This window comes from Psychromonas sp. SP041, assembly GCF_000470315.2.
In the GTDB taxonomy this organism is placed as follows: Bacteria; Pseudomonadota; Gammaproteobacteria; order Enterobacterales; family Psychromonadaceae; genus Psychromonas.
The window spans coordinates 15,907-42,453 of sequence record NZ_CBRF02000016.1; the positions used below are offsets into that span (position 1 = coordinate 15,907).

Below are 26,547 nucleotides of genomic sequence, written 5' to 3' on the forward strand. Positions count from 1 at the left end.
AGGCAAGTTTAATGTCACAAGAAAATTTATTGATTGAGTTGGGAACCGAAGAGTTACCACCAAAATCACTTCGTAAACTTGCAGAGTCATTTGCTAGCAATATTGAAGCGGAATTAAATAAAGCTGAATTAACATTTGAAAAAGTTAGTTGGCTAGCATCACCAAGACGTTTGGCAGTAGTAGTTACTAACTTAGTGGCAACTCAAGCAGATAAAGTCGTTGAAAAACGTGGTCCTGCAGTCAACGTTGCATTTGATGATAATGGTGTAGCGACTAAAGCTGCACAAGGTTGGGCTCGTTCTAATGGTATTACCGTTGAAGAAGCTGAACGCTTAGTCACTGATAAAGGTGAGTGGCTATTATTCAAGTCAGAAGTTAAAGGTCAGCATATTAATGGCTTGATCCCTGCTATTGCTGAGTCAGCTCTCGCTAAATTACCTATTGCAAAACCAATGCGTTGGGGAAGTGAAAGCACACAATTTATTCGTCCTGTGCATACTGTTACTATGTTATTTGGTAGTAAGTTAATCCAAGGTGAATTATTAGGTGTTGCTTCGAATCGCGTTATTCGTGGACACCGCTTCATGGGAGAAGCTGAATTAACATTATCACACGCAGATGAATATGAATCGTTATTAGATGATTCTGGTAAAGTGATTGTTGATTATGAACGCCGTAAAGCAATTATTCGTGAGCAAGTAGAGGCACTCGCTGCTCATGAAAATGGTATAGCTGCAATTGATGATGAATTATTAGAGGAAGTAACCTCTTTAGTTGAATGGCCAGTAACATTAGTTGGATCATTTGAAGAAAAATTCTTAGCTGTCCCTTCTGAAGCACTTATTTATACAATGAAAGACAATCAAAAATACTTCCCTGTATTAGATAAAGAAGGCAATTTATTACCACGCTTTATCTTTGTTTCAAACATTGTTAGTCGTGATCCTAAACAAGTTGTTTCAGGTAACGAGAAAGTGGTTCGCCCACGTTTAGCCGATGCTGAGTTCTTCTTTGAAACCGATAAAAAGAAAACATTAGAAAGTCGTTTAGACTCTCTATCAACCGTATTATTTCAAAAACAATTGGGTACGTTAAAAGAGAAATCTGAACGTATTAGTGCTGTTGCTGAAAAAATCGCTGTTAGTATTCAAGCAAACCCTGAACATGCACAACGCGCTGGTTTATTATCAAAAACGGACTTAATGTCTGAAATGGTAATGGAATTTCCAGACGTTCAAGGTGTTATGGGCATGTACTATGCTCGTTTTGATGGTGAGCATGAAGATGTTGCAATTGCATTAAATGAACAATACTTACCTCGTTTTGCAGGGGATAAACTGCCTACTTCATTAGTTGCATGTGCTGTTTCATTAGCAGACAAATTAGATACGTTGGTAGGTATATTTGGTATTGGTCAAGCACCTAAAGGTGATAAAGACCCATTTGCATTACGTCGTGCTGCTATCGGTCTATTACGTATCATTACAGATAAAAACTTAGACTTAGATATTGTCGATTTAGTTGAAATAGCTAAGACACAGTACGCAGATAAATTAACAAATAATAATGTCGTTATTGATGTTGTTGATTTCTTATTTGCTCGTTTCCGTGCAACTTATCAAGCAAACGGATATTCAGTTGAGTTAATTCAATCTGTATTAGAACGTCGTCCAACTAAACCTGTTGATTTTGAAAAGCGTATTAAAGCGGTTGCTAAGTTCCAAACTTTACCTGAAGCAGCTCCGATTGCTGCTGCTAATAAACGTATTAGTAATATTCTTGCTAAGGTAACAGAAGATATTAACGATGAAGTTAGTCAAGATCTGCTACAAGAAGACGCTGAAAAGGCTCTTTCTGAAATATTAGGCTCTCTAGAAAGCAAGCTAAGCCCTTTATTTTCAATCGGAGACTACGAGTCAGCCTTGTTCGAGTTAGCTAGCTTACAGACGCCTGTAGACGCTTTCTTTGATAATGTGATGGTAATGGCGGATGATTTAGCAGTGAAAAATAACCGTTTAGCGTTATTAAACCGTTTACGTAACTTGTTTTTACAAGTGGCCGATGTGTCAGTGTTATAAATAAGTTTGTCGGTTTATCGATAAACCGTTAATCGTTCTTATAAAAAGCTCAGTTTATACTGAGCTTTTTTGTTTCACGTGAAACACTGAAACAAAAATATCTTATTTATGTAATATCAATTTCCAATATTTTATTGCTTGTTTAAAGGTATTAAATTTCATTAGTAGTTGCCAGTCTATTGTTTCACATGAAACAATTACGTTATTAAAAGCCTTACGTTTTAATTTTAATTCTCATTATATATTCAGGATTTTTACATGCCCTATTCAACATTTGGAAATAAGTTTACACAGCACTCAGGTATTACAGAATTAATGGATGATTTAAATGCAGGTGTAAAAGGTGGCGATGACATACTAATGTTAGGGGGAGGTAATCCAGCATCTATACCCGCTATTCAGCAACGATTTACCGATTTAATGCAAACGCTGCTAAATGAAGGAAAGCTAGTTGATACATTAGCAAATTACGATGGGCCTCAAGGAAAAGATTCTTTTATTGTTGCACTCGCAGAGCTGTTTAATGATTTATATGATTGGGATTTATCATCAGAAAATATCATGTTAACCAATGGTAGTCAGAATGCTTTTTTCTATTTGTTTAATTTATTAGCGGGCGATTTTAGTAATGGGAAAAAACGTAAAATACTATTCCCATTAGCACCTGAATATATTGGGTATGCAGATGCAAGTGTTTCAGAAGCGTCTTTTGTTGCTATTCGTCCTAAAATTACTGAGCTAGATAATCAGCAATTTAAATATCATGTTGATTTCGATGCTTTAGAAATAACTGACGATATCGGTGCTATTTGTGTTTCTCGCCCGACTAATCCTACCGGTAATGTTTTAACTGATAGTGAAATAGATAAGCTAGATAAATTAGCGAAGCAACATAATATCCCGTTAATAATTGATAATGCCTATGGCACACCTTTCCCAAATATTATCTTTGAAGATGTTAAAGCACATTTTAATGACAATACTATTTTGTGCATGAGCTTATCTAAATTTGGTTTACCAGGTGCTCGTTGTGGAATTGTCATTGCAAATCCGACAATTATTAAAGCAATGTCTAACTTATCCGGCATTATGGCGTTATCACCTGGTGGAATTGGACCTGAAGTTGTTTTACCTTTAGTGAAGAGCAAAGAAATTATCACCTTAAGTAATGATGTTATTAAGCCTTTTTATCAAGATAAATCGCAAATAGCGATGTCGTTATTATTAAGTAAAATAACCAATAAGAATTTTAGGATTCATAAAGCAGAAGGTGCATTATTTCTTTGGCTTTGGTTTAAAGATTTGCCGATTAGCTCAAATGAGTTATATAAAAAATTAAAAGAAAAAGGACTTATTGTTGTCTCTGGACATTACTTTTTTCCTGGCCTTGATCAAGATTGGCAACATACACATGAATGTATTCGACTTAATTACGCACAAGAAAGTGATGTTGTAGAACGTGGTATTGATATTTTAGCTTCGGTAGTTAATGAACTATATCAAGATAAATAATCAATAAACTCATGCTGTTTTAGTTGTTTCACGTGAAACAACTAAAACATTATTTATATTAAACTGCACACTTCACCTTCTCTATTTTCTAATATTTGAGTCTTTTTTGTATAACCTGGAAATAAAGAAAATAGTTATCTATAGCATCACATTAGTCATAACTACTTTAACTATCTTTTAAATATAATTGAAACTTATTAACTGTATTTAGTTTTATAATCGTTATTCGATTATGAATACTCAATTAACTAAAAATACTGAATAATCTTATACAGACATTACTTAATTAGCTTTAGATGCATTCTCTATTACATGAGCAATGATTTTTTATTTTCTATTAAGTTTGATGCTGAATTGCTAAGGCGTTAACTTCATTTTTATGTTAGTAAATATTCTATATCCTGCTTCATTACTATTATTATCTATTATCAAATTTATTACAGCATTGAAAATAAGTAACTCACCAGTTTTAAAGCATGATTAATAATATTTAATCGAGTTAGTTTCTATTGTTCATATCTATATTTATTCGCATACTATTATTTATACCAATGGAATTAAATAAGTGATAAGAGATTGTGCAGGAAAAATTAACACTAATAAGGCGTGAGTTGTAGGAGATAGTTGTTCTCACTTCAAAACTCACAACGCAGTTAGGGGGGATTTTAACCAGCAAGAATGATCACCTTATTAATTCTTTTGGTATTAGTATCGCGATTATTTTTCTGATGGCCTATTTATCATTAATCTCTATAACTAAACTTCTTTGAAAAATTATTTACTGACTTTAATAATGAAATTAATTAATGATTCTACCTATTCAAATGAATTATTGATTGGCTATATTAGAAAGTGAGTTAGATAGTTATGTTACATAATTAAAGGGTTATCTAATTCAAGGTATCAGTAATTATACTTATTTTTCATGCTGTAGACCCTCTTCAAGGAACATAGAGCACGTTAGCGTAATAAGTAACGAATGTGGTAAGGATTACTAAGATTGAGCTTGTGATGTCTTTGTGAATGCTATAATTAAGAATGTAATTAAGTGCAATAAATAAGGGATTGATATGGATTCTGATAATGGGTTTTTAATAGGGTTTTTTATTTAATTGCTCATTAGTAACGTATCAAGGTAGATAAAAATCGACTTATAAAATATAAGCTTTGAATTTTAGATACTACCCACCACTACTATTATCATTGCCATTCTTAAAATAAAGTCGAATAATAAGAAAGTCTTAATATCGTTTACTTTTTAGATTATTACTTTGTTTTTAATGGAGGGCGATAACGATAAATTATGAGGCAAAACGTTATTATTAATTATCTAATGTTACCTAAGACAATCTGACTATCATTAACTATCATTAACTATCATTAACATTTCTGTTGTAAATAGTTTGTTTCGCTATTTAGTTTTTCTCTTTTCTTTTTTATTAGATCGTATGAAGTACTTGTTGATTCGAAAAATGACACATTAGTTAATGTGGTATTTAAACAATATAGTACTAATAAAAAGGGATAAACAGTCAATACCGGATAAGCTCTAATATCACGATCAAACATTTTATGAGTAGATATCAGTAGGCATAAAAAATCCAGCTAATAAGCTGGATTCTTATATTGTTTAACTTTATGACAACTTATGAATAATAAGTTGTCATAAGCAAACGAAGTTAGATATTAATAAATGAACCTAAATATCGATATTACCAACACGTAATGCATTCTTCTCAATGAAAGCACGACGAGGTTCGACATGGTCACCCATTAAGGTAGTAAACAATTGGTCGGCACCAACTGCATCATCAACGGTTACTTGAAGCATGTGTCGAGTGCTAGGGTCCATTGTTGTTTCCCATAATTGGCTTGGGTTCATCTCACCTAGACCTTTATATCGTTGTATGTACAAGCCACGTTTTGACTCATGCATTAACCAGTTTACTGCTTCGATAAAGTTTTCAACAGGTTTAGTGCGATCACCACGTTGTATATAAGCACCTTCTTCTAATAGGTTTTGGATTTCTATACCTAAAGAAACAAGTGATTTGTATTCAATTGAACCGAAGAATTCTTCGTCAAAAGTATAAATAGTATCTACACCATGCTTACGTACTGTAAATAGTATTTTGTTAGTTAACTCATCTTCCGATTTAACAACGTTTGCTTTATAGATAGTCCCTTCTAAATCTTGGCGGTTTAACACCTCAATAATAGTTTCCATCCATGTTGTTACTTTATCTGCATTAACTAGATCTTCAGCTTTTAATTCAGGCTGATAGATTAATTTATCTAATACAACATTTGGGTAACGACGTGTTAAACGTACGATGGTTTCTTGTGCTGTACGGTAACGTTCAATCATGCCTTGTAAATGTACACCGGTAATCCCAGGAGCATCATTATTAACATGCAGTGAAGCACCTTCCATCGCTAATGCAGTTAAGTAAGCTTGTAATGCTGGATCATCTTTAAGATACTGCTCTTGCTTACCTTTTTTCACTTTATAAAGAGGTGGTTGAGCAATGTAAATATAACCATTTTCGATTAACTCAGGCATTTGACGATAAAAGAAAGTCAATAATAGCGTACGAATGTGAGAACCATCGACGTCGGCATCGGTCATGATTATGATGCGGTGATAACGTGTTTTCTCTGGGTTATATTCATCACGTCCGATACCACAACCTAATGCAGTGATCAGTGTTGCTACTTCTTGTGAAGATAACATTTTATCAAAACGTGCTTTTTCAACGTTTAGGATTTTACCTTTCAACGGTAGAATAGCTTGGTTTTTACGAGATCGGCCTTGTTTCGCACTTCCGCCAGCCGAGTCCCCTTCCACTATGTATAATTCAGAAAGTGCAGGGTCTTTCTCTTGGCAATCGGCTAATTTACCTGGTAAACCAGCTAAATCTAATGCACCTTTACGACGAGTCATATCACGTGCTTTACGAGCTGCTTCACGTGCGCGCGCTGCATCAACAATTTTACCTACGATGATTTTAGCTTCAGCTGGGTTCTCTAATAAGAACTCTTGTAAGCGTTCATTCATAGCGCCTTCAACAATTGGTCGAACTTCAGATGACACTAAACGGTCTTTTGTTTGTGAAGAGAATTTCGGATCAGGTACTTTAACAGAAATAACCGCTGTTAAGCCTTCACGTGAATCACCACCTTCAGTAGAGGTTTTGTTCTTATTGTTTTTAACTTTTGCTAGCTCTTTCTCAATGTATGAGTTTAAGGTACGCGTTAATGCACCGCGGAAACCGGTTAAGTGAGAACCACCATCACGTTGTGGAATGTTATTAGTAAAACAATAGATGTTTTCTTGGAAACCATCATTCCATTGCATTGCAACTTCAACGGCAGTGCCATCTTCATGTTCTGTATTAAAGTGGAATATTTTATTATGTACAGGCGTTTTGTTTTTATTTAAATATTCAACAAAAGCGTGTATTCCACCTTCATAATGGAAATGATCTGCTTTATCTTCTTCACGTTTATCTATTAATTTAATAGATACACCAGAATTCAAAAATGATAATTCACGTAAGCGTTTAGCTAAAATATCATATTGAAATGTCACATTTGAGAAGGTCGATGGGCTAGGCCAAAAACGAATCTCTGTACCGGTTTGATCTGTATCACCGATAACCGCGATTGGCGCTTCAGGCTCACCTTTTGCGTATGTTTGTTGATGAATATGGCCACTACGTTTAACGGTTAAACGTAACTTATCAGATAACGCATTTACTACAGAAACACCTACGCCGTGTAATCCACCTGATACTTTATAAGAGTTATCATCAAATTTACCGCCGGCGTGTAATACTGTCATGATAACTTCTGCTGCTGATACGCCTTCTTCTTCGTGCATATCAACTGGAATACCACGGCCATCATCGCGTACTGAAACACTTCCATCAGTATGGATAGTACAAATAATATCGCTACAGTGGCCTGCTAAAGCTTCATCGATTGAGTTATCTAAAACTTCAAAAACCATGTGGTGTAGACCCGTACCGTCATCGGTATCACCGATATACATGCCAGGGCGTTTGCGAACTGCATCTAACCCTTTTAGTACTTTAATACTTGACGAATCATAACTATTCTCAGCCATAAAACTTTCACCTTTCTACTGTAATTTTACCCTGTTTCACGTGAAACAAAGTGCGTTCTTGTGTGAATAAATCACCAATGCTATTCGCTGAAATCGCGCTAATAAATACCTGAGCATTGGACTCTATAATATGTTTTGCTAATATTTTTTGCTTGCTGCTGTCGAGTTCAGAACTGAAGTCATCAATTAAAAAAACACACTGCTTATGATCTACCGAGTTTAAGAATAAACCTTGTGCTAAACGTAACGCATAAACAAGTAACTTTAGCTGCCCTCTAGACAATACATCATCCACAGGTAAACCATTGATTTTTATTTTTAAATCGGCTTTTTGTGGTCCAACACTTGTATAGCCCAATTGTTTGTCTCGATAGAAATTATCGGATAAATATTGTGCTAACGGTTTGTTGTTTTTGTCCCATCCACAAAAGAATTTGCTATCGATAGTAAACTCAGGCAAAAAATCTGCAATAGTTTGTGCTATCAAAGGCTGCAATTTCGCAAAGTAATCGGCCCTCTGCGCGCTTATTCTCTCACTTAAGACACAAAGTTCATTATCCCATACTTGAAGCTCTTTGTAAGCGTTACATTGCTTTAAAGCTGCATTCCTTTGCTTTAATAGTCGCTTTATGCGAGCCCAGTTACTATAAAACAAAGGATCGTGGTAAAAAACACCCCAATCTAGATAAGCACGGCGATTTTTAGGACTTCCTGATAGTAAAGTATAGCTTTCTGGGGTAATTAATTGCATTGGAATATATTGGGTTAAAGAGGCCAATTTCTTAACTATCTGACCATCAATTTTAAGAGTAGTTTCACCGCCTCTCGTTTTTTGTAAGCCGATAGGAAATACACGGTGTTGATAATTAATTTCACTGTATAGAGTAAAATGGGTTTGTTCGTGTTGAATGACTCTATTGGTTAAATGCGTACGAAAAGAACGGCCTAAACCCAATAAGTAAATCGCTTCTAATAAAGAGGATTTACCACTGCCGTTTTCGCCTACAATTAAATTTACTTTAGGGTCAAAAGTAATAGTGGCGGAGTCGATGTTACGGAATTGATTAATGATTAATTTCTGTAATGACATTAATCAATTCCCTAAATAAGTTGAATGTTTTTTATGGCTAGGTTGTTAATGCCCATTGTTGTTATTGCATCAAACACTTTTATAATAACAATATTTATAACTATAAACGCATTGGCATTAGTACATAAAGTGAGTCATCACTATCAAGAGACTCTATCAATGCACTATGATCTGATGTACTGAACGTGATTTTAACTTGTTCACTTTTTAAGGTGTTTAATACATCTAGAACATAACTTACATTAAAGCCTATTTCTAACTCTGCTGAATGGTAATCAACATCAATGTATTCTTCTGCTTCTTCTCGTTCAGGATTATTAGCCGTTATTTTTAATAAGTTTTCAGATAGCGTTAAACGAACACCACGGAATTTCTCATTGGATAAAATAGCAGCACGACTAAAAGCTTGTTTTAATGTTTCACGGCTAGAGATTAATTCTTTATCGCCATTACGTGGAATAACGCGTCGGTAATCAGGAAAACGTCCATCCACTAATTTGGTCGTAAATACAAAACCGTCAATCACTGCACGTAAATTATTTTTACCTAATTGAATAGTGACATTAGCTTGGTCTTTATCTAGCAACTTAACTAATTCTAATACCCCTTTTCGAGGTACAATCACTGATTGCTCTTCAATCGCTTGGTCGATGTTAATAGAACATGATGCTAGGCGATGTCCATCGGTGGACACACTACGTAGTGTGTTACCAGAAACTTCAAAGAACATGCCATTTAGGTAATAACGAACATCTTGGCTAGCCATTGCAAACTGAGTAAATTCAATGAGTTTTTTAAATTCAGTTTGTGGCACAGTTAGTTCAATCAAACTCTGCCATGACTCTATATTAGGGAAATCGATAGAAGGTAATGTCGATAGTAAATAACGGCTGCGTCCTGATCGTACTGTAACGCGTTCATTCTTCACTTCAAATGTCACTTCACAAGGATCGGCTAAACCACGGCATATATCTAATAACTTACGCGCTGGTACCGTAATAGCACCCTCAATAGAAGCTTGTTCTAATGGGATTTGTGCCATTAATTCAACTTCTAAATCTGTACCAGTTAAGTTTAAAAAATTATCTTTTACCTCAATGAGGATATTACCCATGATAGGCAAAGCTGGACGTCCGCCTGCAACAGAGCCAACAACTAATTGTAATGGGCGTAATAATATTTCACGAGAAATAGTAAATTTCATCAGATAACCTTTTCTTACATTGACAACGTACGGATAAGTATTTTGTAATCTTCTTGAATGTCGTTATTTTCACGACGTAGCTCTTGAACCTTACGACAAGCATGTAGCACTGTAGTATGGTCTCGGCCGCCAAAAGCTTCGCCTATTTCAGGTAAGCTATGTTGAGTTAACTCTTTCGCTAATGCCATGGCTATTTGACGTGGACGAGCCACTGTACGAGTACGGCGTTTTGAAGACATATCAGAAATTTTAATGCGGTAATGTTCTGCCACTACCTTTTGAATATTATCAACTGTCGTTTGTTTTGTGTGAACGGCTAACATATCGCGTAATGCATCTTGTACTAACGAGATAGTGATATCTTGTCCTGTAAACTGTGCTTTTGCTGAAATATTAGCAATTGCGCCTTCTAATACACGAACATCGGTAATTGTTAGACGTTTTGCAATAAAGAAAGCAACATCATCAGGTAAATGCAAACCTCGTTCTTCAGCTTTAGTAATTAAGATAGCAACACGCGTTTCTAGTTCAGGTGGATCAATTGGAATTGATAATCCCCAACCAAAACGTGTACGTAGTCGTTCATCTATACCTTCAATCTCTTTTGGAAAGCGATCACTGGTTAAAATAACTTGTTGGTGAGCATCTAACATTGAATTAAAGGTTTGGAATAACACTTCTTGAGAACGGTCTTTTCCAGCGAAGAAATGAATGTCATCTATTAATAGTGCATCTAACGACGCGTAATATTCTTTAAATTGTTCAATCGTATTGTTACGAATTGAATTGATCATATCTTGAACAAAACGTTCTGAACGAATGTAAACAACTTTACTATCAGGATTTTCAGCAACAATTGCATTACCTACTGCATGTAATAAATGTGTTTTACCTAAGCCGGGATGAGCATATAAAAATAATGGGTTATACACATCACCTGGATTCTCTGCTATTTGTTGTGTTGTCGCGATCGCAAAATTATTTGACTTACCTTCAACAAAGTTATCAAAAGTGTATTTTTTAATTAAATTACTTTTATGTGCAACTGTGGTTGCTTTGGATTCACCTTCCCAAGGTTGTTGGGTATTTAATGCTGGTGCGATTTTGGCTGCTGCTGGTTTATTAGCTGCTGCATTAGCAGTACCGACTAATAAACGAATTTTAATAGTGAGGTTTTCATCTACTTCATGTACTAATGTTTGTAATTTAGTCTCAATGATATCCATGTACTTTTCACGGACCCATTCGCTGGTGTACTTGTTTGGCGAGTATAATGATAACGTTTCATTATCGTATTCTGCCTGTAAAGGACGTAACCAAGTACTAAAGTCTCCTGCTGATAGCTCATCTTTTAATTGTGCTAAACATTCTTGCCAAATAGCGAGGGACATTGTGGAACTCCAGTAAATACATTAGGGCGGATAATTCTACCGATAAGATCGTCTGGACGCCATAAGATCAGTGAACAAAAATAAAAAAAAGATCCTTGTATTTAAACTCATTCAATGGTTAAAGCATCCACAAGCTTGTGAGTAGCTATCATCTACCACTGGGTACTTTATCCACAACGAGATAATTTAGTTATTTACAAATCTAACTTTATAAGATCAAGGAAGATCCTTGCTTATTGGTGTCGCTTATATATAATCGCGCCACCCTGACTTTTGAGTTTGGCTCGTAGTGACAATTTTTTTACTTAGGATTCTTTTCTAAGGAATATTAATTTAATCTACCAGAAAGAAGCATCTCTGATTGACTTTTAGTCGATCAATCAATAGAATTCGCTCTCTTTTTAATCGGCTAATGCTTTTGATTATTATTGTTTGGTTACTTTATAGTAATTAAGCAAAAAAAATTAAAAAATCTAGCTACTGTACAGTACTTAACAATAAGTGGAAAAGAGCATGAAACGTACTTTTCAACCAAGCAACATTAAGCGTAAGCGTTCACACGGTTTTAGAACTCGTATGGCGACTAAGAACGGTCGTGCCGTATTAGCTCGTCGTCGTGCTAAAGGCCGCGCTAGCTTAAGCGCATAATTTACCAGACGTGGTGAATTATTCGTTTTCTCGGGAGTTACGTTTGTTAACTCCCGATGATTTTCAACCTGTATTTAAAAATGCTATTCCAGCAGTATCTCCACACCTAACTCTTCTTGCTAGAAAAAATACTTTTGAACACCCCCGTATTGGTATGGCTATTCCTAAAAAGCACATTAAACATGCTGTAGGACGTAATCGTATTCGTCGCATTGTAAGAGATCATTTCCGCCTTCAACAACATGAGCTTCCAAACATCGATATCGTAGTCGTTGCTAAAGCTGGTATTGCTGATTTATCAAATCAAGAACTTCATAAAGTATTGGATAAGTTATGGCGAAAATTAGTGCAGCGCTGCAATGGGTAGCCATTAAATTCATTCGTGGTTATCAGCTAGTTATTAGTCCCATTCTTGGACCTCGTTGTCGTTTTACGCCAAGTTGTTCACATTATGCGATAGAAGCAATTAAGAGTCATGGTATGATTAAGGGATGTTGGCTAGCGGGCTGTCGTCTTGTAAAGTGCCATCCTTTTAATGAAGGAGGATATGATCCTGTACCTCCTTGTTGCGCAACTAAAAATAAACCTAAACCTTAGAGATAAAATACGTTATGGAATCACAACGCAATTTACTTTTCCTCGCACTTTTGTTTGTTAGCTTCTTGCTATATCAAGCATGGGTTGTTGAGCAAGCACCTCAGCCAGCTGCTACAGCGCAAACGACTGAACAAAGTACGACAAAATCATCAGTTCCATCGACTAGTAATCATAGTGCTGATGTACCAACTTCATCAGAAGATAGTTCTTCATCTTCTGATGTTCAAGTACCAACACAAGCATCTACAAGCGCAATCGCTATATTAGCTAATGATCAATTACGCTTAGAGATTACCTTAGTGGGCGGTGATGTCATTGTTGCTGATTTAATTGAGCATGATGAGCAACTTGATTCTGGTGTTCCATTCCGTTTATTAGAAAATGGCAACGGCTTTACCTATATCGCACAAAGCGGTTTAATTGGTAAACAAGGCCCGGATGCAAATCCAAAAGGCCGCCCTTTCTACAGCGTTGAAAATACTGAAAGTATTATTTCTGAAGGTCAAGAATCTGTTTCTACAGTATTACGTTATGTTGATCAGCAAGGTAATGTCTTTACTAAAACCTTCACACTAAAACGTGGTGATTTTAATGTTAATGTTGATTACACGATTGAAAATAAATCGGATGCTGATATTAACGTACAATTGTATGGTCAGTTAAAAGAGTCATTACAAGATCACTCAACAAATTTAATGATGCCTGTATATCGTGGTGGCGCTTTCTCAACATCTGATACTAAATATAGTAAATACAGTTATGATGATATGCGCGAACGCGGACTAAACAAAACAACTGAAGGCGGTTGGGTTGCAATGTTACAGCATTACTTTGTGTCAGCTTGGATTCCATCATCAACAGATACTAATGTGCTATACAGTAAAATAATTCAAAATACAGATGCAACGATTGGCTTTAAATCGCCGATTAAAACAATTGCACCTAATAGCACTGAAAAGTTTGCTACAAACCTTTGGATTGGTCCTAAATTACAAGAAGAAATGGCACAAGTTGGTGAGAACTTAGACTTAACTGTAGATTACGGTTGGTTATGGTGGCTTGCACAACCATTGTTTAAATTATTGTTATTCTTCCAAGGTATTGTTGGTAACTGGGGTGTTGCAATCATCTTAATTACTTTCACTGTTAAAGGCCTTTTATACCCACTGACAAAAGCACAATATACGTCAATGGCTAAAATGCGTTTATTACAGCCTAAGATTCAAGCTTTACGTGAAAAATATGGCGAAGATCGTCAGAAAGTATCAAAAGCGATGATGGAAATGTACAAAGAAGAGAAAGTTAACCCATTAGGTGGTTGTTTCCCTATCTTATTACAGATGCCAATATTCATTGCTTTATACTGGTCATTAATGGAAGCGGTTGAACTGCGTCACGCACCATTTATGTTCTGGATCCAAGATTTATCAGTACAAGACCCGTTCTACATCTTACCTATCTTGATGGGTGTGAGTATGTTCTTCATTCAAAAAATGTCTCCTGCTACGGTTCAAGACCCAATGCAGCAGAAAATTATGAAGTTTATGCCTGTTGTCTTTACTTTTTTCTTCTTGTGGTTCCCTGCAGGTTTAGTACTTTACTGGTTAATGAGTAATATCGTAACATTAGTTCAGCAAACTATTATTTACCGTCAGTTTGAAAAGCAAGGTTTAGGACATAAAAAATAATTTAACTATTTAGCTTTTACATAAAGCATCATAAATAATTATATTATTTAGTAATTGATAAAAGGCGACTATAATGGTCGCCTTTTTTATTGGCTTCATTTTTTAGGAACAGAACATGATAAAAGCGACTGATACAATTGTTGCACAAGCAACTGCTCCTGGGCGTGGTGGTGTTGGCATTGTGCGTGTTTCTGGACCTGATGCAGAAGCGGTTGCACAAATTGTTTTAGGTAAGTTACCTAAAGTACGTTATGCAGAATACCTCCCTTTTCACGACCAAAATAACGAAGTGTTAGACCAAGGTATTGCGATATTATTTAAAGGGCCTAATTCATTTACAGGTGAAGATGTATTAGAGCTTCAGGGACATGGCGGTCCAGTTGTAATGGATATGCTGATCAAAGCTATCTTAACCATTAAAAACCTTCGTAGTGCCAATCCTGGTGAGTTCTCTGAACGTGCATTTATGAATGATAAGCTAGATTTAGCACAAGCAGAGGCTATTGCTGACTTAATTGAAGCTAGCTCAGAACAAGCAGCAAAAAGCGCTTTAAATTCGTTACAGGGTGAATTTTCGAATAAAGTAAATGATTTAGTTGAAAGCCTTATCTATTTACGTATTTATGTTGAAGCGTCAATTGACTTCCCTGAAGAAGAAGTGGACTTTTTAAGCGATGGAAAAATAGCAAAAGACCTTTACCAGATTATCGATAACCTGAGTGCGGTAAAAGAACAAGCCAAACAAGGTGCGATTTTACGAGATGGTATGAAAGTGGTGATTGCTGGACGCCCTAATGCAGGTAAATCGAGTTTATTAAACACATTAGTGGGTAAAGAAAGTGCGATTGTAACAGATATTGCGGGCACAACCCGAGATGTGATGCGGGAACACATTCACATTGATGGTATGCCATTACATATAATTGATACTGCTGGTTTACGTGAAGGTGTGGATGAAGTTGAACGTATCGGTATTGAGCGAGCTTGGACTGAAATTCAAAATGCAGACCGCATTTTATTTATGCTCGATGCAACAACAACTGATGCTGAAGACCCTCGTGAAATTTGGCCTGACTTTATTGAAAAGTTACCTAAAGGCGTAGGCTTAACCGTTGTACGTAATAAAGCCGATTTAACAGGTGAAGCGTTATCAATGACTGAGCATGAAAATCACCCTGTTTATCGAATTTCTGCGAAAACAGGTTTAGGTGTTGATGATTTAAAACAACACCTTAAAGATATAATGGGCTATCAAGGTAATACTGAAGGCGGCTTTATGGCAAGACGTCGTCATTTAGAAGCGATTGATCAGGCTGAGAAACATTTACTTGAAGGTAAAGTACAACTCGAAGAGTATCAAGCAGGTGAATTACTGGCAGAAGAGTTGCGTTTAACACAGCAACACTTAAGTGAGATAACCGGTGAATTTACATCTGATGACTTATTAGGGCGTATCTTCTCAAGCTTCTGTATTGGTAAATAAGTAGCTTATTAATAAGCGATTATCTCTTTTAATTAAACCACTTTAATGTGGTTTTTTTATGCTCATTTTTACTAAATAAAATTAAAAAATATTTATAATTACTTTACGTATTAGAAGCTCAATACCGCTTTAATAAATCAATTTGTACTTATGTTGCTTTTCTAGGTAGCGTGGTTATTTTTGTTACTTGGGCTGAAATTGTAATGGGATGAATTTATAAAATAGTTAATATAAAAATAGTAGAGGAACTAAGCTCATATTTAGAAATACAATTTATCTTCACTCCTCTTATAGACTTCTTTATAAAAATTTCTATTTACTTACTGCTTTTTAAAATGACAGGTAATAACAGTTTTTAAAGCAGATCAAATTATTTTTTAATCTGTATTTTAACGATAATCAAGTTTTTGAAGTCATTGACCCATTTTCTATAGTTTACTCTTGTGAGACATTGACCATAGCCAATAGAGGTTATTGTACTTTTTATTCGAGGTTATTTAATTTAAAAAAACAATAAAAACACATAAGTCATTGTTTTTAATTTAATTGTTGTTTTTCGTGTGATGAGAGTCAGTCATTAAATATTATCTTTACCCCTTTTATTTTAGAAAGACCGTAATATCTATCTTGCAAACGGGGATTGATTTACAGGATGTAAAATTTGAACCTTTGTATTGCTAGGATGGCAATTTGGACCTCTCAGGATGAGAGCTTATAAAACAGGAAGTTTTATAATTAAGGATGATCAGGACACTCCAGGATGGAGTTTTTAGTACCTACTAGGATTGTAGTTATTTAAGCCAGGATGGCAAAAGAAGGACACCTCCTAAGGACAGGGAGATGACGGATAAACAAGATGTTTATCTAATATGGATATTACAAGGATGAACCCAAAGAATTTGGGAAGTGGACGCCTAGTTTGGCTTAGTCAAAAGGATGTACTGCAGGGAGCATCAACTATCACGGATTCGATAGAAAGACTAAATTAAGGGCAGCTTCGGCTGCCCTTTCCTGTTTCTGGAATACCAGAAATTATTTACCTAGTTTTACCTTTTACCTACCTATAGAATTTCTTTTCGTACAAGTATTTAAAGTGTTACTTCAATTGATGTTTTAAACTATCTTCTAGTAACCTCAATTTTTTGAAAGTGATTTATCGATTTGATCTGGTTTATCCTTGTGAGACATTGGCCATAGCTAATAGAGGTTATTGTACTTTTTATTCGAAGTTATTTAATTAAAAAAATAATTAAAAAATTACAAGTCATTGTTTTTAATTTGTTTGTTGTTTTTGGTGTGATAATAGTTAGTTATTAAATATTATCTTTACCCCTTTTATTTTAGAAAGACCGTAATATCTATCTTGCAAACAGGGATTGATTTACAGGATGTAAAATTTGAACCTTTGTATTGCTAGGATGGCAATTTGGACCTCTCAGGATGAGAGCTTATAAAACAGGATGTTTTATAATTAAGGATGATCAGGACACTCTAGGATGGAGTTTTTAGTATCTACTAGGATTGTAGTTATTAAGCCAGGATGGCAAAAGAAGGACACCTCCTAAGGACAGGGAGATGACGGATAAACAAGATGTTTATCTAATATGGATATTACAAGGATGAACCCAAAGGATTTGGGAAGTGGACGCCTAGTTTGGCTTAGTCAAAAGGATGTACTGCAGGGAGCATCAACTATCACGGATTCGATAGAAAGACTAAATTAAGGGCAGCTTCGGCTGCCCTTTCCTGTTTCTGGAATACCAGAAATTATTTACCTAGTTTTACCTTTTACCTACCTATAGAATTTCTTTTCGTACAACTATTTAAAGTGTTACTTCAATTGATGTTTTAAACTGTCTTCTAATAATTCGTACTCAAACTTAAAGCCCGCTTTTAATAACTTTGTAGGACGTACGTTAGTACTTGAAAGTAATAATTCTTTACCCATTTGTCCAAATAGTAGCGTTATTAAAAATGCTGGTAATGGCAATATGCAAGGACGTTTTAGAATATTAGCCAATATAATGGAAAAGGTTTTATTATTGACTGGATGTGGAGAAACTAAGTTAATAGGACCAACCAACTTTGATTGTTCAATAATAAATAAAATAGCATTTAACTGATCTTTTAAATCTATCCAGCTCATGACTTGTTTGCCAGAACCTATTTTTCCACCAAATCCCATGTTAAAGGCTGGTAACATTTTCGCTAAGGCCCCTTCTTTGTTATTTAAAACAATACCGGTACGTAGATTAACAATACGTGTTTTTGGCGATGTTATCTGCTGGCAAGTCAGTTCCCACCTATCCGCCAATTCACTGACGAAATCTTTGCCCTTTGAGGTTCCTTCATCTACTGGTTGTTGCCCTCTATCGCCATAAAATCCAATAGCTGAAGCACAAATAAGTAAACTAGGTGGTGCTGCACTGTTGTTGATGAAGTCGACTAAAAGTTGTGTTGATTGTATGCGGCTGTTAGTGATTTTTTCTTTTGCTTTTGTTGTCCAGCGAGAATTGGCAATATTTTCACCTGCTAGATGGATAATAATATTAGGAGTTGGGCATCCATTGAGGTGTATTTCTTGTTTTTCTATATTCCAATAAGGTCGGGTTGAGTCAGGAGTACGTTGCAAAGCATGAACAATATAGCCCTGTGCTTCTAAGAATGGCACTAGTGCACTCCCAATTAAACCAGAAGCGCCTGTTATTAAAACGTTGTTATTACTATCCGCTGTTTTACTCATGACCATCCCTTAATGTTATTAGGATTACATACGTTACTAATGTTAAAATGGATCTTTATGTTTGAGATGAAATTGAATTATGCTCCTAATGATCGATAATTATGACTCCTTTACCTATAACTTAGTTCAGTATTTTGGTGAACTAAAACAACAAGTGATCATAAAGCGTAATGACCAAATCAGCTTACAAGAAATTGCAGATTTAAGCCCTGACCATATTGTTATCTCACCTGGCCCTTGCACTCCTAATGAAGCAGGTGTGTCATTGGCAACTATTGAACGTTTTGCTGGAAAAATTCCTATTTTAGGTGTGTGTTTAGGCCATCAAAGTATTGCTCAAGTATTTGGCGCAAATGTCATACGTGCTGATAAAGTAATGCATGGGAAAAACTCATTAATTGAGCATGATAACAAAGGTGTATTTAAAGGATTGAACAATCCATTAGATGTAACGCGTTATCATAGTTTAATTGTACAAGAAGCCAGTTTGCCATCTTGTTTTGATATTTCAGCAAGAGTCATACAAAGTCAGGAAATTATGGCGATTCGTCATAAAGAAATGGTATTAGAGGGTGTACAATTTCATCCTGAAAGCATTCGATCAGAGCAAGGCTTAGTACTGCTCAATAATTTTATTGGACAAGCTATTGGATTGTTAAAATAAGTGCGTATATTAAGGCTTTTACAAACCATCTTTTATAAACGTTGCTAATTATCAGAGGATTTTTTTATGTCAGACACTCATATCACCCGTCCGTTATTTGATCAAGTTATGGTGCCAAACTATGCTCCGTTAGAAATGATCCCTGTACGCGGTGAAGGCTCTCGAGTGTGGGACCAAGAAGATAACGAGTATATTGATTTAACCGGAGGTATTGCGGTTAATGCTTTGGGTCATGCCCATCCTGAACTAATTACGACGCTAACAGAACAAGCACAAAAATTATGGCATGTTAGTAATATTTATACTAATGAACCAGCATTACGCTTGGCACAAAAGCTAGTGGATAATACATTTGCTGAAAAAGTGTTTTTTGCTAACTCTGGTGCAGAAGCTAATGAAGCCGCTTTAAAATTAGCTCGTCGTGTTGCATTCGATAAATTTGGTATTCAGAAAACAGAAATTATTGCTTTTTACCAAGGCTTCCATGGTCGTACTTTTTTCACTGTTACCGCTGGTGGACAATCTACTTATTCAGATGGTTTTGGTCCTAAACCTGCTGATATTACGCACCTTGAATATAACGATTTGAGTGAGCTTGAAAAGGTTATTTCAGATAAAACCTGTGCTGTTATTTTAGAACCTTTACAAGGTGAAGGTGGTGTTTTACCGATCACGCCAGAATTTGCACAAGGTGTCAGAGCGTTGTGTGATAAGCACAATGCTTTAATGATTTTTGATGAAGTACAAACAGGTATGGGAAGAACGGGTGAGTTATTTGCTTACATGGGGTTGAATGTCATTCCTGATATTGTGACTTCTGCTAAAGCACTGGGTGCAGGTTTTCCTATTGCCGCGATGTTAACAAAAACATGTTTTGCAGAACACTTGAAAGTAGGTACACACGGTACGACTTTTGGTGGCAATCCATTAGCCTGTGCTGTTGCTGGGAAGGCTTTTGACCTTATTAATACTCAAGAGATGATGTTAGGCGTTAAACACAAAGAGCAATTAATACGTCAACATCTAGAAGCCATCAACGATGAATTTTCAGTGTTTAAAGAAATTCGTGGTGCAGGTTTATTGTTGGGCGCAGTATTAAACGAACAATATAAAGATCAAGCAAAAACCTTCTTTTTAGAGTCTGCACAACAAGGCTTATTGATTTTAGTTGCTGGTGCAAATGTATTACGTTTCGCACCTGCTTTGAATATTTCAGATGACTTGATTGAACAAGCAATGCTGAAACTGAAACAAGCAGTAAAAAATATCGTTAATAAAGATACTTAAAAGCAAGGTTTGTTAATTGATGCGCTTTATCATTAACAACACTTGTTTCAATTAGATTTAAAAAACTGGGAGCTCATAAAATGAGACGCGAACTAGCAATAGAATTTTCTCGAGTAACAGAAGCAGCTGCATTAGCTGGATATAAATGGTTAGGTCGAGGTGATAAAAATATTGCCGATGGTGCTGCTGTTGAAGCAATGCGCCTTATCTTTAATCAAATTGATATCGATGGTGAAATCGTTATCGGTGAAGGTGAAATAGATGAAGCACCAATGTTATATATTGGTGAACATGTAGGGACTGGATCGGGTGATGCGGTTGATATTGCCGTTGATCCAATCGAAGGTACGCGTATGACGGCAATGGGGCAATCAAATGCGCTTGCAGTATTAGCTGTTGGCGAAAAAGGTAGCTTCTTACGTGCTCCTGATATGTACATGGAAAAACTTATTGTTGGTCCTGGCGCAAAAGATGCTATCGACCTAGAGCTTTCTTTAGAACAGAACTTAAAAGCGATTGCGTTAGCGTTAGGTAAATCTCTTTCTGAATTAACGGTTGCGACACTAGCAAAACCTCGTCACGATCGTATTATTAAAGATATGCAAGGTATCGGAGTTCGTGTCTTTGCTATCCCTGATGGGGATGTTGCTATCTCTGTACTTGCGTGTATGCCAGAAAATCAAGTTGATGTATTGTATTGTATTGGTGGAGCGCCAGAAGGTGTTATATCGGCTGCTGTAGTACGTGCACTAGACGGTAACATGCAAGCTCGTTTAATTCCTCGTCCGATGGTTAAAGGCCCGACAGAAGAGAATATCCGTATTGGTGAAGAAGAAGTTGCACGTTGTGAAGCTGCTGGCATTCAAGTCAACAAAGTATTAAAGCTTGAAGACTTAGTAAAGAACGATAATGTTATCTTCTCGGCAACGGGTATCACTAAAGGTGATTTGGTTGAAGGCGTATCGGTTAATGGGCGTTTAGCGACAACAGAAACATTATTAGTACGTGGTAAGTCACGTACAATACGTCGTATTCATTCTACGCATTACTTGGACCGTAAAGATCCAGATTTAAAAGATATTATCCTTTAAGCTGATTAAGCGAGATCGATAAAACTAAAAAAGGCGCTATTAGCGCCTTTTTTGTTTCTTTTTTATAAAATTAACTACTTTTATTTGCGTAATTTTACTTGGCTGACTTGGTGATTAATCGATTTTTTTAAGATTAAATTAGCACGGTCACGTGTTGGTCTAATATTTTCTTCTAAATTAATCCCATTTATTTCATCCCAAATCTTTGATGCTATAGCAATCGCCTCACGTTTACTCATTTTTGAATAACTATGAAAATAAGCATTTGGATCGGTAAAAGCCCCTTCTCTAAACTTTAAAAAACGTTGGATATACCATGTTTTTAATAAGTCAGTATCGGCATCAACAAAAATAGAAAAGTCTACAAAGTCAGAGACAAAAACACGATGAGATTGCTCAGGATCGTTCAGTCCTGCCGTTTGTAATACATTTAAGCCTTCTAAAATAACGATATCAGGCTTTTCAAATTGCAATGATTTATCAGGGATAATGTCATAGGTTAAGTGAGAATAAATAGGTGCAGTAATCTCTTTTTGGCCTGATTTTATGGCGGAAACAAATTCAATTAATGCTTTGGTATCAAAGCTTTCTGGGAAACCTTTTTTATGCATTAAATTACGTGCAACTAAGTCTTTATTAGGGCGCAAAAAGCCATCTGTGGTGACTAAAGCGACTTTCGGATGCTCAGGCCAACGTGATAACAATGCCTGTAAAATGCGTGCGGAAGTACTTTTACCTACGGCCACACTACCAGCAATACCAATAATATAAGGTACTTTATCATTATGAGAATTAAGAAAGGTATCGCGTACGGTATGGCGGTATTGTCGCGCTTCTACATAAAGGTTTAATAAGCGAGAAAGAGGTAAATAAATATCGACCACTTCCTCCATTGATAATGACTCATTAATACCCTGTAATTGGCTTATATCATCTTCAGATAGCGTTAACTTAACATTGTCCCGTAAATCGGCCCATTGGTTGCGCTCAAAGTGCATATAAGCGCTATGAATACTTTGTTGGGTAAACGCTTCATGATTACTCATTCGGTACGCTGGCTTGTTCAAGATAGATTGATCTGCTGTTACCGATTGGGTCATCGGCATAAAGGTGATATTGCCCTGCCGGTTTAATGAGTAATTCAAATAAATTGACTAAGGCTTCTTGCGACTCTTCAATATTAACTTGTTCATGTAAGCGTTTTAATGCGGTATCAAAATTACTTTTTACCCAACAGCTATAGTCATATAGATCTAAATAAGCTTCTTGTAAAAGGTATACGCCCTCAATAAGAATAATATCTATATTTTCGAAGTTATAATCTACTTGTCGAGGGCATTCGGCATCATCTAAATTAACAGATGTTTTAATGCTGCCAAACAGCTTTAAAGGCAATACTAATTCTTCGAACATTTCATCGAAACGGTAAGCGTTAAGATAATATTCTTCGGGACTGTTCATTACATTGAAGCGAACGTTCTTATTTGCTTCCCAGTCATCGGTATGAATAACAGCAACATTCAAACCATCTAGGGTTAATGCCGCGGCAATTTTTTCGGTTAGTTCGCGTTTACCACTGCCTTCAATCCCACTAATAGCAACGACTTGTGCCTTTGTAGATTCTTTGTGGTTATGCAGTTCTTTAATAGCACTTTTCATTTGTGCTGCATTATTAAACATCGTTTTCAACGGTCATCTCCCCTTCTTGACGGCGCTATTATGCCATAAAAATAAAAAAAGCCACTAAAGTGGCTTTTTATTTTAGAGTGAGGTGTTTAAAAAACGTATTAGTCCGTTTTTTTAGTCAAGAAAGTCACTAATTCAGTGAACTCTTCAACGCTTTTTACTGATCCAGTATTTACTTTGTACTTACCGTTAACAATCAGTGTTGGAACACCACGTACTTTAAAGTTTTCTGTGTTACGTTTCATTTGTGAAGCCATACCATTTACAGGGAAACTTGCTAATGCAGCTGTTGCATCTTTCTCTGAAACGCCTGCTTTAGCGAAGATATCGATAATATCTTTTTGACTGCTAATCGCTTTACGTTGCGTATGAATGCGGTCAAATATAATACTTGTTACTTCTTCTTTAACATCTAATAGATCTGCAGCTGCGTAAGCTTTTGTGACTTCATCAGCCATTGCACCACCTAAAAAGTTAACGTGGCTCTTTTTAATTGTCACATCTGAAGGTAGATCTTGTGCTAGTTTTTCCATTAGTGGTTCAAACTTGAAGCAATGCGGGCAGTAAAACGAGAAAAACTCTAATACTTCTGGTTTTTCAGTGGCTGTTTGTTTAATAACTTCATAGTTAGTGCCTTCTTTAAAATCTGCAGCATTAACACTTAATGGCAGCAGTACTAGGCCAATTAATAGAGCAAAAACCTTTTTCATTATATGTTCCTTTATTGTCATTTTAGGGTGTTAATTAATATTGTGGTTGAAGTGTAAGGGGAACTTCATCTAATAATACTAACTGATGTTGCAGAGATTGTAACAACTCTTTCCAATATTGGTCAGTTATAAACCATGGAAAGTTTCGAGAAAATGCAGGATCGCTCCATCTTTTGTTGATCCAGCTCACATAATCAATGATCCGCATCGTTCTAAGACTCTCTATATGAGCGAGTTGATCGGTATTAAAGTCATTTTCTTCTTGGTAACCCTCTAAAATCATTGATAATTGTAATAGCTGTTCCTGTCTATCTCCATTCAATAACATCCAGACATCTTGTACTGCTGGTCCCATTTTACAATCATCAAAATCGACCCAGTAAGGTTGACCATCTTTTAAAAGTATATTGCTTGCATGAGCATCCCCATGTATTGCAATCATTGGTAATACACTTAATTTAGCATTACTAATTTTATATTTAATCTTCTCAATGGTTTCAAATAAAGGAGCTTTGATCGCGTTAGGAATATGCTGACAACTCATTAGGTCGCTGGCAGCTAAATTAATTTTTTCGATGACATTTAAAGTGGGACGTTCAATAAATTGATGCTTTGCACCTATCTTATGAAGCTTTCCTAGTGCAATGCCTACATCATATAGGCTATCGATATCATCTACGGCTAAAGAGCGTGCTGATAGGTTATTAAAGAGTGCAAAATAATATCCTGCAAAAGAATGCAGCGTTTTATCTTCAAAAACTAAGGGGGTTGAAAGATTTAAACCAGCATTTAGCAAACGTTCACAAAAGGCATGATCTTCCAACAATTGTTGTTCGTTCCAGCGTTCTGGCCGATAAAATTTAACCACATAACGATGTTGGTTTTCATCAGTAAATGAATACACGCGATTTTCATAAGAATTTAAAGCTAATAAACCTGTTTCAGGATAAATACCAATACTTGCTAAAGCATCTAATTGGCACTCAGGAGTGAGCTTTTGATAGGTTAAACTGGCGCTAGACATCATATTTCTCCAATAAAAAAGGCGCTGCTAAAGTGTTAGCGCGCCTTTATAAAGCTAAGATAGCAAATCTAGTATTTATTAATACAGCTTAGCTAATAATTAAAGTCCAAGAAAGAACGAAGCATCTTGTTCAATCACTTCATTATTATCTACATTAGTTAGCTTGATAGTCACAGTTATTTTTTTCGCTTTAATATCATACGGGTCAACAGCAATTGAAATTGGTTGTGTAAATACTTCTCCAGATTGGATGGTTATTTGTTTTGGTCCAATTAATGTTGCGTCTTTTAACCCTGTAAAAGTAATGCGATAAGCTTGTGCATCAGTACTTTTATTGATGACTTTTAATGTATATGTATTTTCTATTAAGCCGTCTACATTTTCACGGTAAAGCGAATTTCTATCGCGTAAAATTTCCATCTCAGCGTTGGTTAATGTACTGAGGTTGACAATAAATAACCCTACCATGAGCAATAAAACCAACCCATAACCAATGATTTTAGGTCTCAATAGTTTGGTTTCTTTGCCCTCTAATACTTGCTCTGATGTATAAGAAATTAATCCTCTAGGGTATCCCATTTTATCCATGGTTTGATCACAAGCGTCAATACAAGCACCACAGTTAATACATTCGTATTGCAAGCCATCTCGAATATCGATACCTGTAGGACAAACTTGTACACATAAGTCACAATCTACACAATCACCTAACCCTGTCTCACTACGGTCAACCTTGCGTGAACGAGGGCCTCGTTTTTCTCCACGTGTTGCATCGTAGCCAACGCTGTAGGTGTTTTTATCGAACATAGCAGATTGGAAGCGAGAATAAGGACACATGTGAACACAGAAAATAGAACGCATCCATCCTGCATTTGCATAGGTTGAAAATGTGAAGATAAAAATCATGATTAAAACGAGCATGCTACTTTGACCAGTGAAAAAATCGGTATAGAGTTTTTCAACGGGTACAAAATAAGAGCAAAATGCCAAGCCTGTTAATAATGAGACAGCCAACCAACCTGTGTGCTTAGCTGTTTTTCGCCATACTTTATTAAAGTCCCAAGGCATTTCATCAAGTCGTTTGCGTTTATTCGCTGTTCCTTCAAAACGCTCTTCAAACCAGATAAAAATAAAGGTCCAGACTGTTTGTGGACAAGTATAACCACACCAGACTCGCCCTAAATAGGTGGTAAAAAAGAATAAAGCAAAGGCGGCTATGATAAAGACCCAGGCGACTAAGGTTAAATCTTGTGGAAAAAATAACATGTCGAATAATTGGAATTGTTGTTTATCGACATCAAATAATACGGCTTGATGTCCATCCCAGCGAATCATTGGCATTGCAATAAAGAATGAAATTAATCCCCATCCAGTAAATTTACGTAATTTTTGAAAAAAACCATAAACAGCACGTACATAAATTCGATTACTTGGGTTAAAGCGATCAGCGCTATTTTTATGAGTACTCTTGATTTCTTTTATTTTAATTCTCTGGGTCATTGTCTAACACCTGCTATTAATA

20 protein-coding genes are annotated in these 26,547 nt (G+C 35.9%); 10 read left to right on the forward strand and 10 right to left on the reverse strand.

Annotation, left to right across the window (positions count from 1 at the left end; translation table 11 throughout):
* The first annotated feature begins 11 nt into the window (after positions 1–11).
* Together glyS and SP041_RS10395 are read left to right on the forward strand one after the other, a co-directional pair.
* Positions 12–2,078: a glycine--tRNA ligase subunit beta gene (glyS, locus tag SP041_RS10390; RefSeq protein WP_025565299.1), complete on the forward strand. Its 2,067-nt coding sequence runs from the start codon at positions 12–14 to the stop codon at positions 2,076–2,078.
* Positions 2,079–2,336: 258 nt separating this feature from the next.
* On the forward strand, positions 2,337–3,590 hold the full coding sequence (locus tag SP041_RS10395; RefSeq protein ID WP_025565298.1) for a valine--pyruvate transaminase: 1,254 nt from the start codon (positions 2,337–2,339) through the stop codon (positions 3,588–3,590).
* A gap of 1,699 nt (positions 3,591–5,289) precedes the next feature.
* Here the strand turns inward: SP041_RS10395 and gyrB are convergent.
* The 4 genes from gyrB to dnaA form a co-directional block, all read right to left on the reverse strand.
* Positions 5,290–7,719 (reverse strand): DNA topoisomerase (ATP-hydrolyzing) subunit B, encoded by a 2,430-nt coding sequence (gene gyrB / locus SP041_RS10400; protein WP_137297705.1) that lies wholly within the window; start codon positions 7,717–7,719, stop codon positions 5,290–5,292.
* Positions 7,720–7,726: 7 nt separating this feature from the next.
* Complete coding sequence (gene recF / locus SP041_RS10405; protein ID WP_137297706.1) at positions 7,727–8,809, reverse strand: DNA replication/repair protein RecF; 1,083 nt, start codon at positions 8,807–8,809, stop codon at positions 7,727–7,729.
* Positions 8,810–8,909: 100 nt separating this feature from the next.
* The gene (gene dnaN, locus SP041_RS10410; protein ID WP_137297707.1) at positions 8,910–10,013 is read right to left on the reverse strand and encodes a DNA polymerase III subunit beta; all 1,104 of its coding nucleotides are present in this window, start codon (positions 10,011–10,013) and stop codon (positions 8,910–8,912) included.
* 14 nt (positions 10,014–10,027) lie between these two features.
* Entirely contained in the window at positions 10,028–11,404 is a 1,377-nt protein-coding gene (gene dnaA / locus SP041_RS10415) for a chromosomal replication initiator protein DnaA (RefSeq protein ID WP_137297708.1), read from the reverse strand.
* A 513-nt stretch (positions 11,405–11,917) separates the two neighbouring features.
* Here dnaA and rpmH point away from each other — a divergent pair.
* From rpmH to mnmE, 5 genes are all read left to right on the forward strand, one after another.
* Positions 11,918–12,052 carry a 50S ribosomal protein L34 gene (gene rpmH / locus SP041_RS10420; RefSeq protein ID WP_028869407.1) on the forward strand — a complete coding sequence of 45 codons (135 nt, stop codon included), beginning with the start codon at positions 11,918–11,920 and terminating at the stop codon, positions 12,050–12,052.
* A gap of 10 nt (positions 12,053–12,062) precedes the next feature.
* Positions 12,063–12,419: a ribonuclease P protein component gene (rnpA, locus tag SP041_RS10425; RefSeq protein WP_137297709.1), complete on the forward strand. Its 357-nt coding sequence runs from the start codon at positions 12,063–12,065 to the stop codon at positions 12,417–12,419.
* Positions 12,386–12,649, forward strand: coding sequence for a membrane protein insertion efficiency factor YidD (gene yidD / locus SP041_RS10430; protein WP_137297710.1), 264 nt, complete (start codon positions 12,386–12,388; stop codon positions 12,647–12,649). The genes rnpA and yidD overlap by 34 nt, the downstream gene beginning before the upstream one ends.
* A 14-nt stretch (positions 12,650–12,663) precedes the next feature.
* Positions 12,664–14,337: a membrane protein insertase YidC gene (gene yidC / locus SP041_RS10435; RefSeq protein ID WP_137297711.1), complete on the forward strand. Its 1,674-nt coding sequence runs from the start codon at positions 12,664–12,666 to the stop codon at positions 14,335–14,337.
* A 115-nt stretch (positions 14,338–14,452) separates the two neighbouring features.
* A complete protein-coding gene (mnmE, locus tag SP041_RS10440) occupies positions 14,453–15,820 on the forward strand; it encodes a tRNA uridine-5-carboxymethylaminomethyl(34) synthesis GTPase MnmE (RefSeq protein ID WP_137297712.1) in 1,368 nt (455 codons plus the stop codon).
* A gap of 1,831 nt (positions 15,821–17,651) precedes the next feature.
* Here the strand turns inward: mnmE and SP041_RS10445 are convergent.
* The gene (locus SP041_RS10445) at positions 17,652–18,563 is read right to left on the reverse strand and encodes a TIGR01777 family oxidoreductase (protein WP_137297713.1); all 912 of its coding nucleotides are present in this window, start codon (positions 18,561–18,563) and stop codon (positions 17,652–17,654) included.
* 79 nt (positions 18,564–18,642) lie between these two features.
* Here SP041_RS10445 and SP041_RS10450 point away from each other — a divergent pair, with 79 nt between their 5' ends.
* The 3 genes from SP041_RS10450 to glpX all read left to right on the forward strand — a co-directional run bounded on the left by SP041_RS10450 (position 18,643) and on the right by glpX (position 21,605).
* Positions 18,643–19,227 carry an aminodeoxychorismate/anthranilate synthase component II gene (locus SP041_RS10450; protein ID WP_137297714.1) on the forward strand — a complete coding sequence of 195 codons (585 nt, stop codon included), beginning with the start codon at positions 18,643–18,645 and terminating at the stop codon, positions 19,225–19,227.
* A gap of 66 nt (positions 19,228–19,293) precedes the next feature.
* Positions 19,294–20,514, forward strand: a complete 1,221-nt coding sequence (locus SP041_RS10455; RefSeq protein WP_137297715.1) for an aspartate aminotransferase family protein — start codon at positions 19,294–19,296, stop codon at positions 20,512–20,514.
* An 80-nt stretch (positions 20,515–20,594) separates the two neighbouring features.
* Positions 20,595–21,605, forward strand: a complete 1,011-nt coding sequence (gene glpX, locus SP041_RS10460) for a class II fructose-bisphosphatase (protein ID WP_137297716.1) — start codon at positions 20,595–20,597, stop codon at positions 21,603–21,605.
* An 80-nt stretch (positions 21,606–21,685) separates the two neighbouring features.
* On the opposite strand, the gene coaA is transcribed toward glpX, so the two are convergent.
* The 5 genes from coaA to ccoG all read right to left on the reverse strand — a co-directional run bounded on the left by coaA (position 21,686) and on the right by ccoG (position 26,525).
* Positions 21,686–22,651, reverse strand: a complete 966-nt coding sequence (gene coaA / locus SP041_RS10465) for a type I pantothenate kinase (RefSeq protein ID WP_137297717.1) — start codon at positions 22,649–22,651, stop codon at positions 21,686–21,688.
* Positions 22,644–23,285, reverse strand: a complete 642-nt coding sequence (locus tag SP041_RS10470; RefSeq protein ID WP_240791455.1) for a uridine kinase — start codon at positions 23,283–23,285, stop codon at positions 22,644–22,646. The genes coaA and SP041_RS10470 overlap by 8 nt, the downstream gene beginning before the upstream one ends.
* A gap of 107 nt (positions 23,286–23,392) precedes the next feature.
* Entirely contained in the window at positions 23,393–24,001 is a 609-nt protein-coding gene (locus SP041_RS10475) for a thiol:disulfide interchange protein DsbA/DsbL (protein WP_137297719.1), read from the reverse strand.
* A gap of 34 nt (positions 24,002–24,035) precedes the next feature.
* Complete coding sequence (locus SP041_RS10480) at positions 24,036–25,028, reverse strand: serine/threonine protein kinase (RefSeq protein WP_240791452.1); 993 nt, start codon at positions 25,026–25,028, stop codon at positions 24,036–24,038.
* 96 nt (positions 25,029–25,124) lie between these two features.
* Positions 25,125–26,525, reverse strand: coding sequence for a cytochrome c oxidase accessory protein CcoG (gene ccoG, locus SP041_RS10485; RefSeq protein WP_137297720.1), 1,401 nt, complete (start codon positions 26,523–26,525; stop codon positions 25,125–25,127).
* Positions 26,526–26,547 lie beyond the last annotated feature (22 nt).

What these genes read in the sequence shown, in the direction of transcription:
- glyS (WP_025565299.1), top strand. Translation starts at nt 12, where the DNA reads ATGTCACAAGAAAATTTATTGATTGAGTTGGGAACCGAAGAGTTACCA.
- SP041_RS10395 (WP_025565298.1), top strand. Translation starts at nt 2,337, where the DNA reads ATGCCCTATTCAACATTTGGAAATAAGTTTACACAGCACTCAGGTATT.
- gyrB (WP_137297705.1), bottom strand. Translation starts at nt 7,719, where the DNA reads ATGGCTGAGAATAGTTATGATTCGTCAAGTATTAAAGTACTAAAAGGG.
- recF (WP_137297706.1), bottom strand. Translation starts at nt 8,809, where the DNA reads ATGTCATTACAGAAATTAATCATTAATCAATTCCGTAACATCGACTCC.
- dnaN (WP_137297707.1), bottom strand. Translation starts at nt 10,013, where the DNA reads ATGAAATTTACTATTTCTCGTGAAATATTATTACGCCCATTACAATTA.
- dnaA (WP_137297708.1), bottom strand. Translation starts at nt 11,404, where the DNA reads ATGTCCCTCGCTATTTGGCAAGAATGTTTAGCACAATTAAAAGATGAG.
- rpmH (WP_028869407.1), top strand. Translation starts at nt 11,918, where the DNA reads ATGAAACGTACTTTTCAACCAAGCAACATTAAGCGTAAGCGTTCACAC.
- yidD (WP_137297710.1), top strand. Translation starts at nt 12,386, where the DNA reads ATGGCGAAAATTAGTGCAGCGCTGCAATGGGTAGCCATTAAATTCATT.
- yidC (WP_137297711.1), top strand. Translation starts at nt 12,664, where the DNA reads ATGGAATCACAACGCAATTTACTTTTCCTCGCACTTTTGTTTGTTAGC.
- mnmE (WP_137297712.1), top strand. Translation starts at nt 14,453, where the DNA reads ATGATAAAAGCGACTGATACAATTGTTGCACAAGCAACTGCTCCTGGG.
- SP041_RS10445 (WP_137297713.1), bottom strand. Translation starts at nt 18,563, where the DNA reads ATGAGTAAAACAGCGGATAGTAATAACAACGTTTTAATAACAGGCGCT.
- SP041_RS10450 (WP_137297714.1), top strand. Translation starts at nt 18,643, where the DNA reads ATGCTCCTAATGATCGATAATTATGACTCCTTTACCTATAACTTAGTT.
- SP041_RS10455 (WP_137297715.1), top strand. Translation starts at nt 19,294, where the DNA reads ATGTCAGACACTCATATCACCCGTCCGTTATTTGATCAAGTTATGGTG.
- glpX (WP_137297716.1), top strand. Translation starts at nt 20,595, where the DNA reads ATGAGACGCGAACTAGCAATAGAATTTTCTCGAGTAACAGAAGCAGCT.
- coaA (WP_137297717.1), bottom strand. Translation starts at nt 22,651, where the DNA reads ATGAGTAATCATGAAGCGTTTACCCAACAAAGTATTCATAGCGCTTAT.
- SP041_RS10470 (WP_240791455.1), bottom strand. Translation starts at nt 23,285, where the DNA reads ATGTTTAATAATGCAGCACAAATGAAAAGTGCTATTAAAGAACTGCAT.
- SP041_RS10475 (WP_137297719.1), bottom strand. Translation starts at nt 24,001, where the DNA reads ATGAAAAAGGTTTTTGCTCTATTAATTGGCCTAGTACTGCTGCCATTA.
- SP041_RS10480 (WP_240791452.1), bottom strand. Translation starts at nt 25,028, where the DNA reads ATGATGTCTAGCGCCAGTTTAACCTATCAAAAGCTCACTCCTGAGTGC.
- ccoG (WP_137297720.1), bottom strand. Translation starts at nt 26,525, where the DNA reads ATGACCCAGAGAATTAAAATAAAAGAAATCAAGAGTACTCATAAAAAT.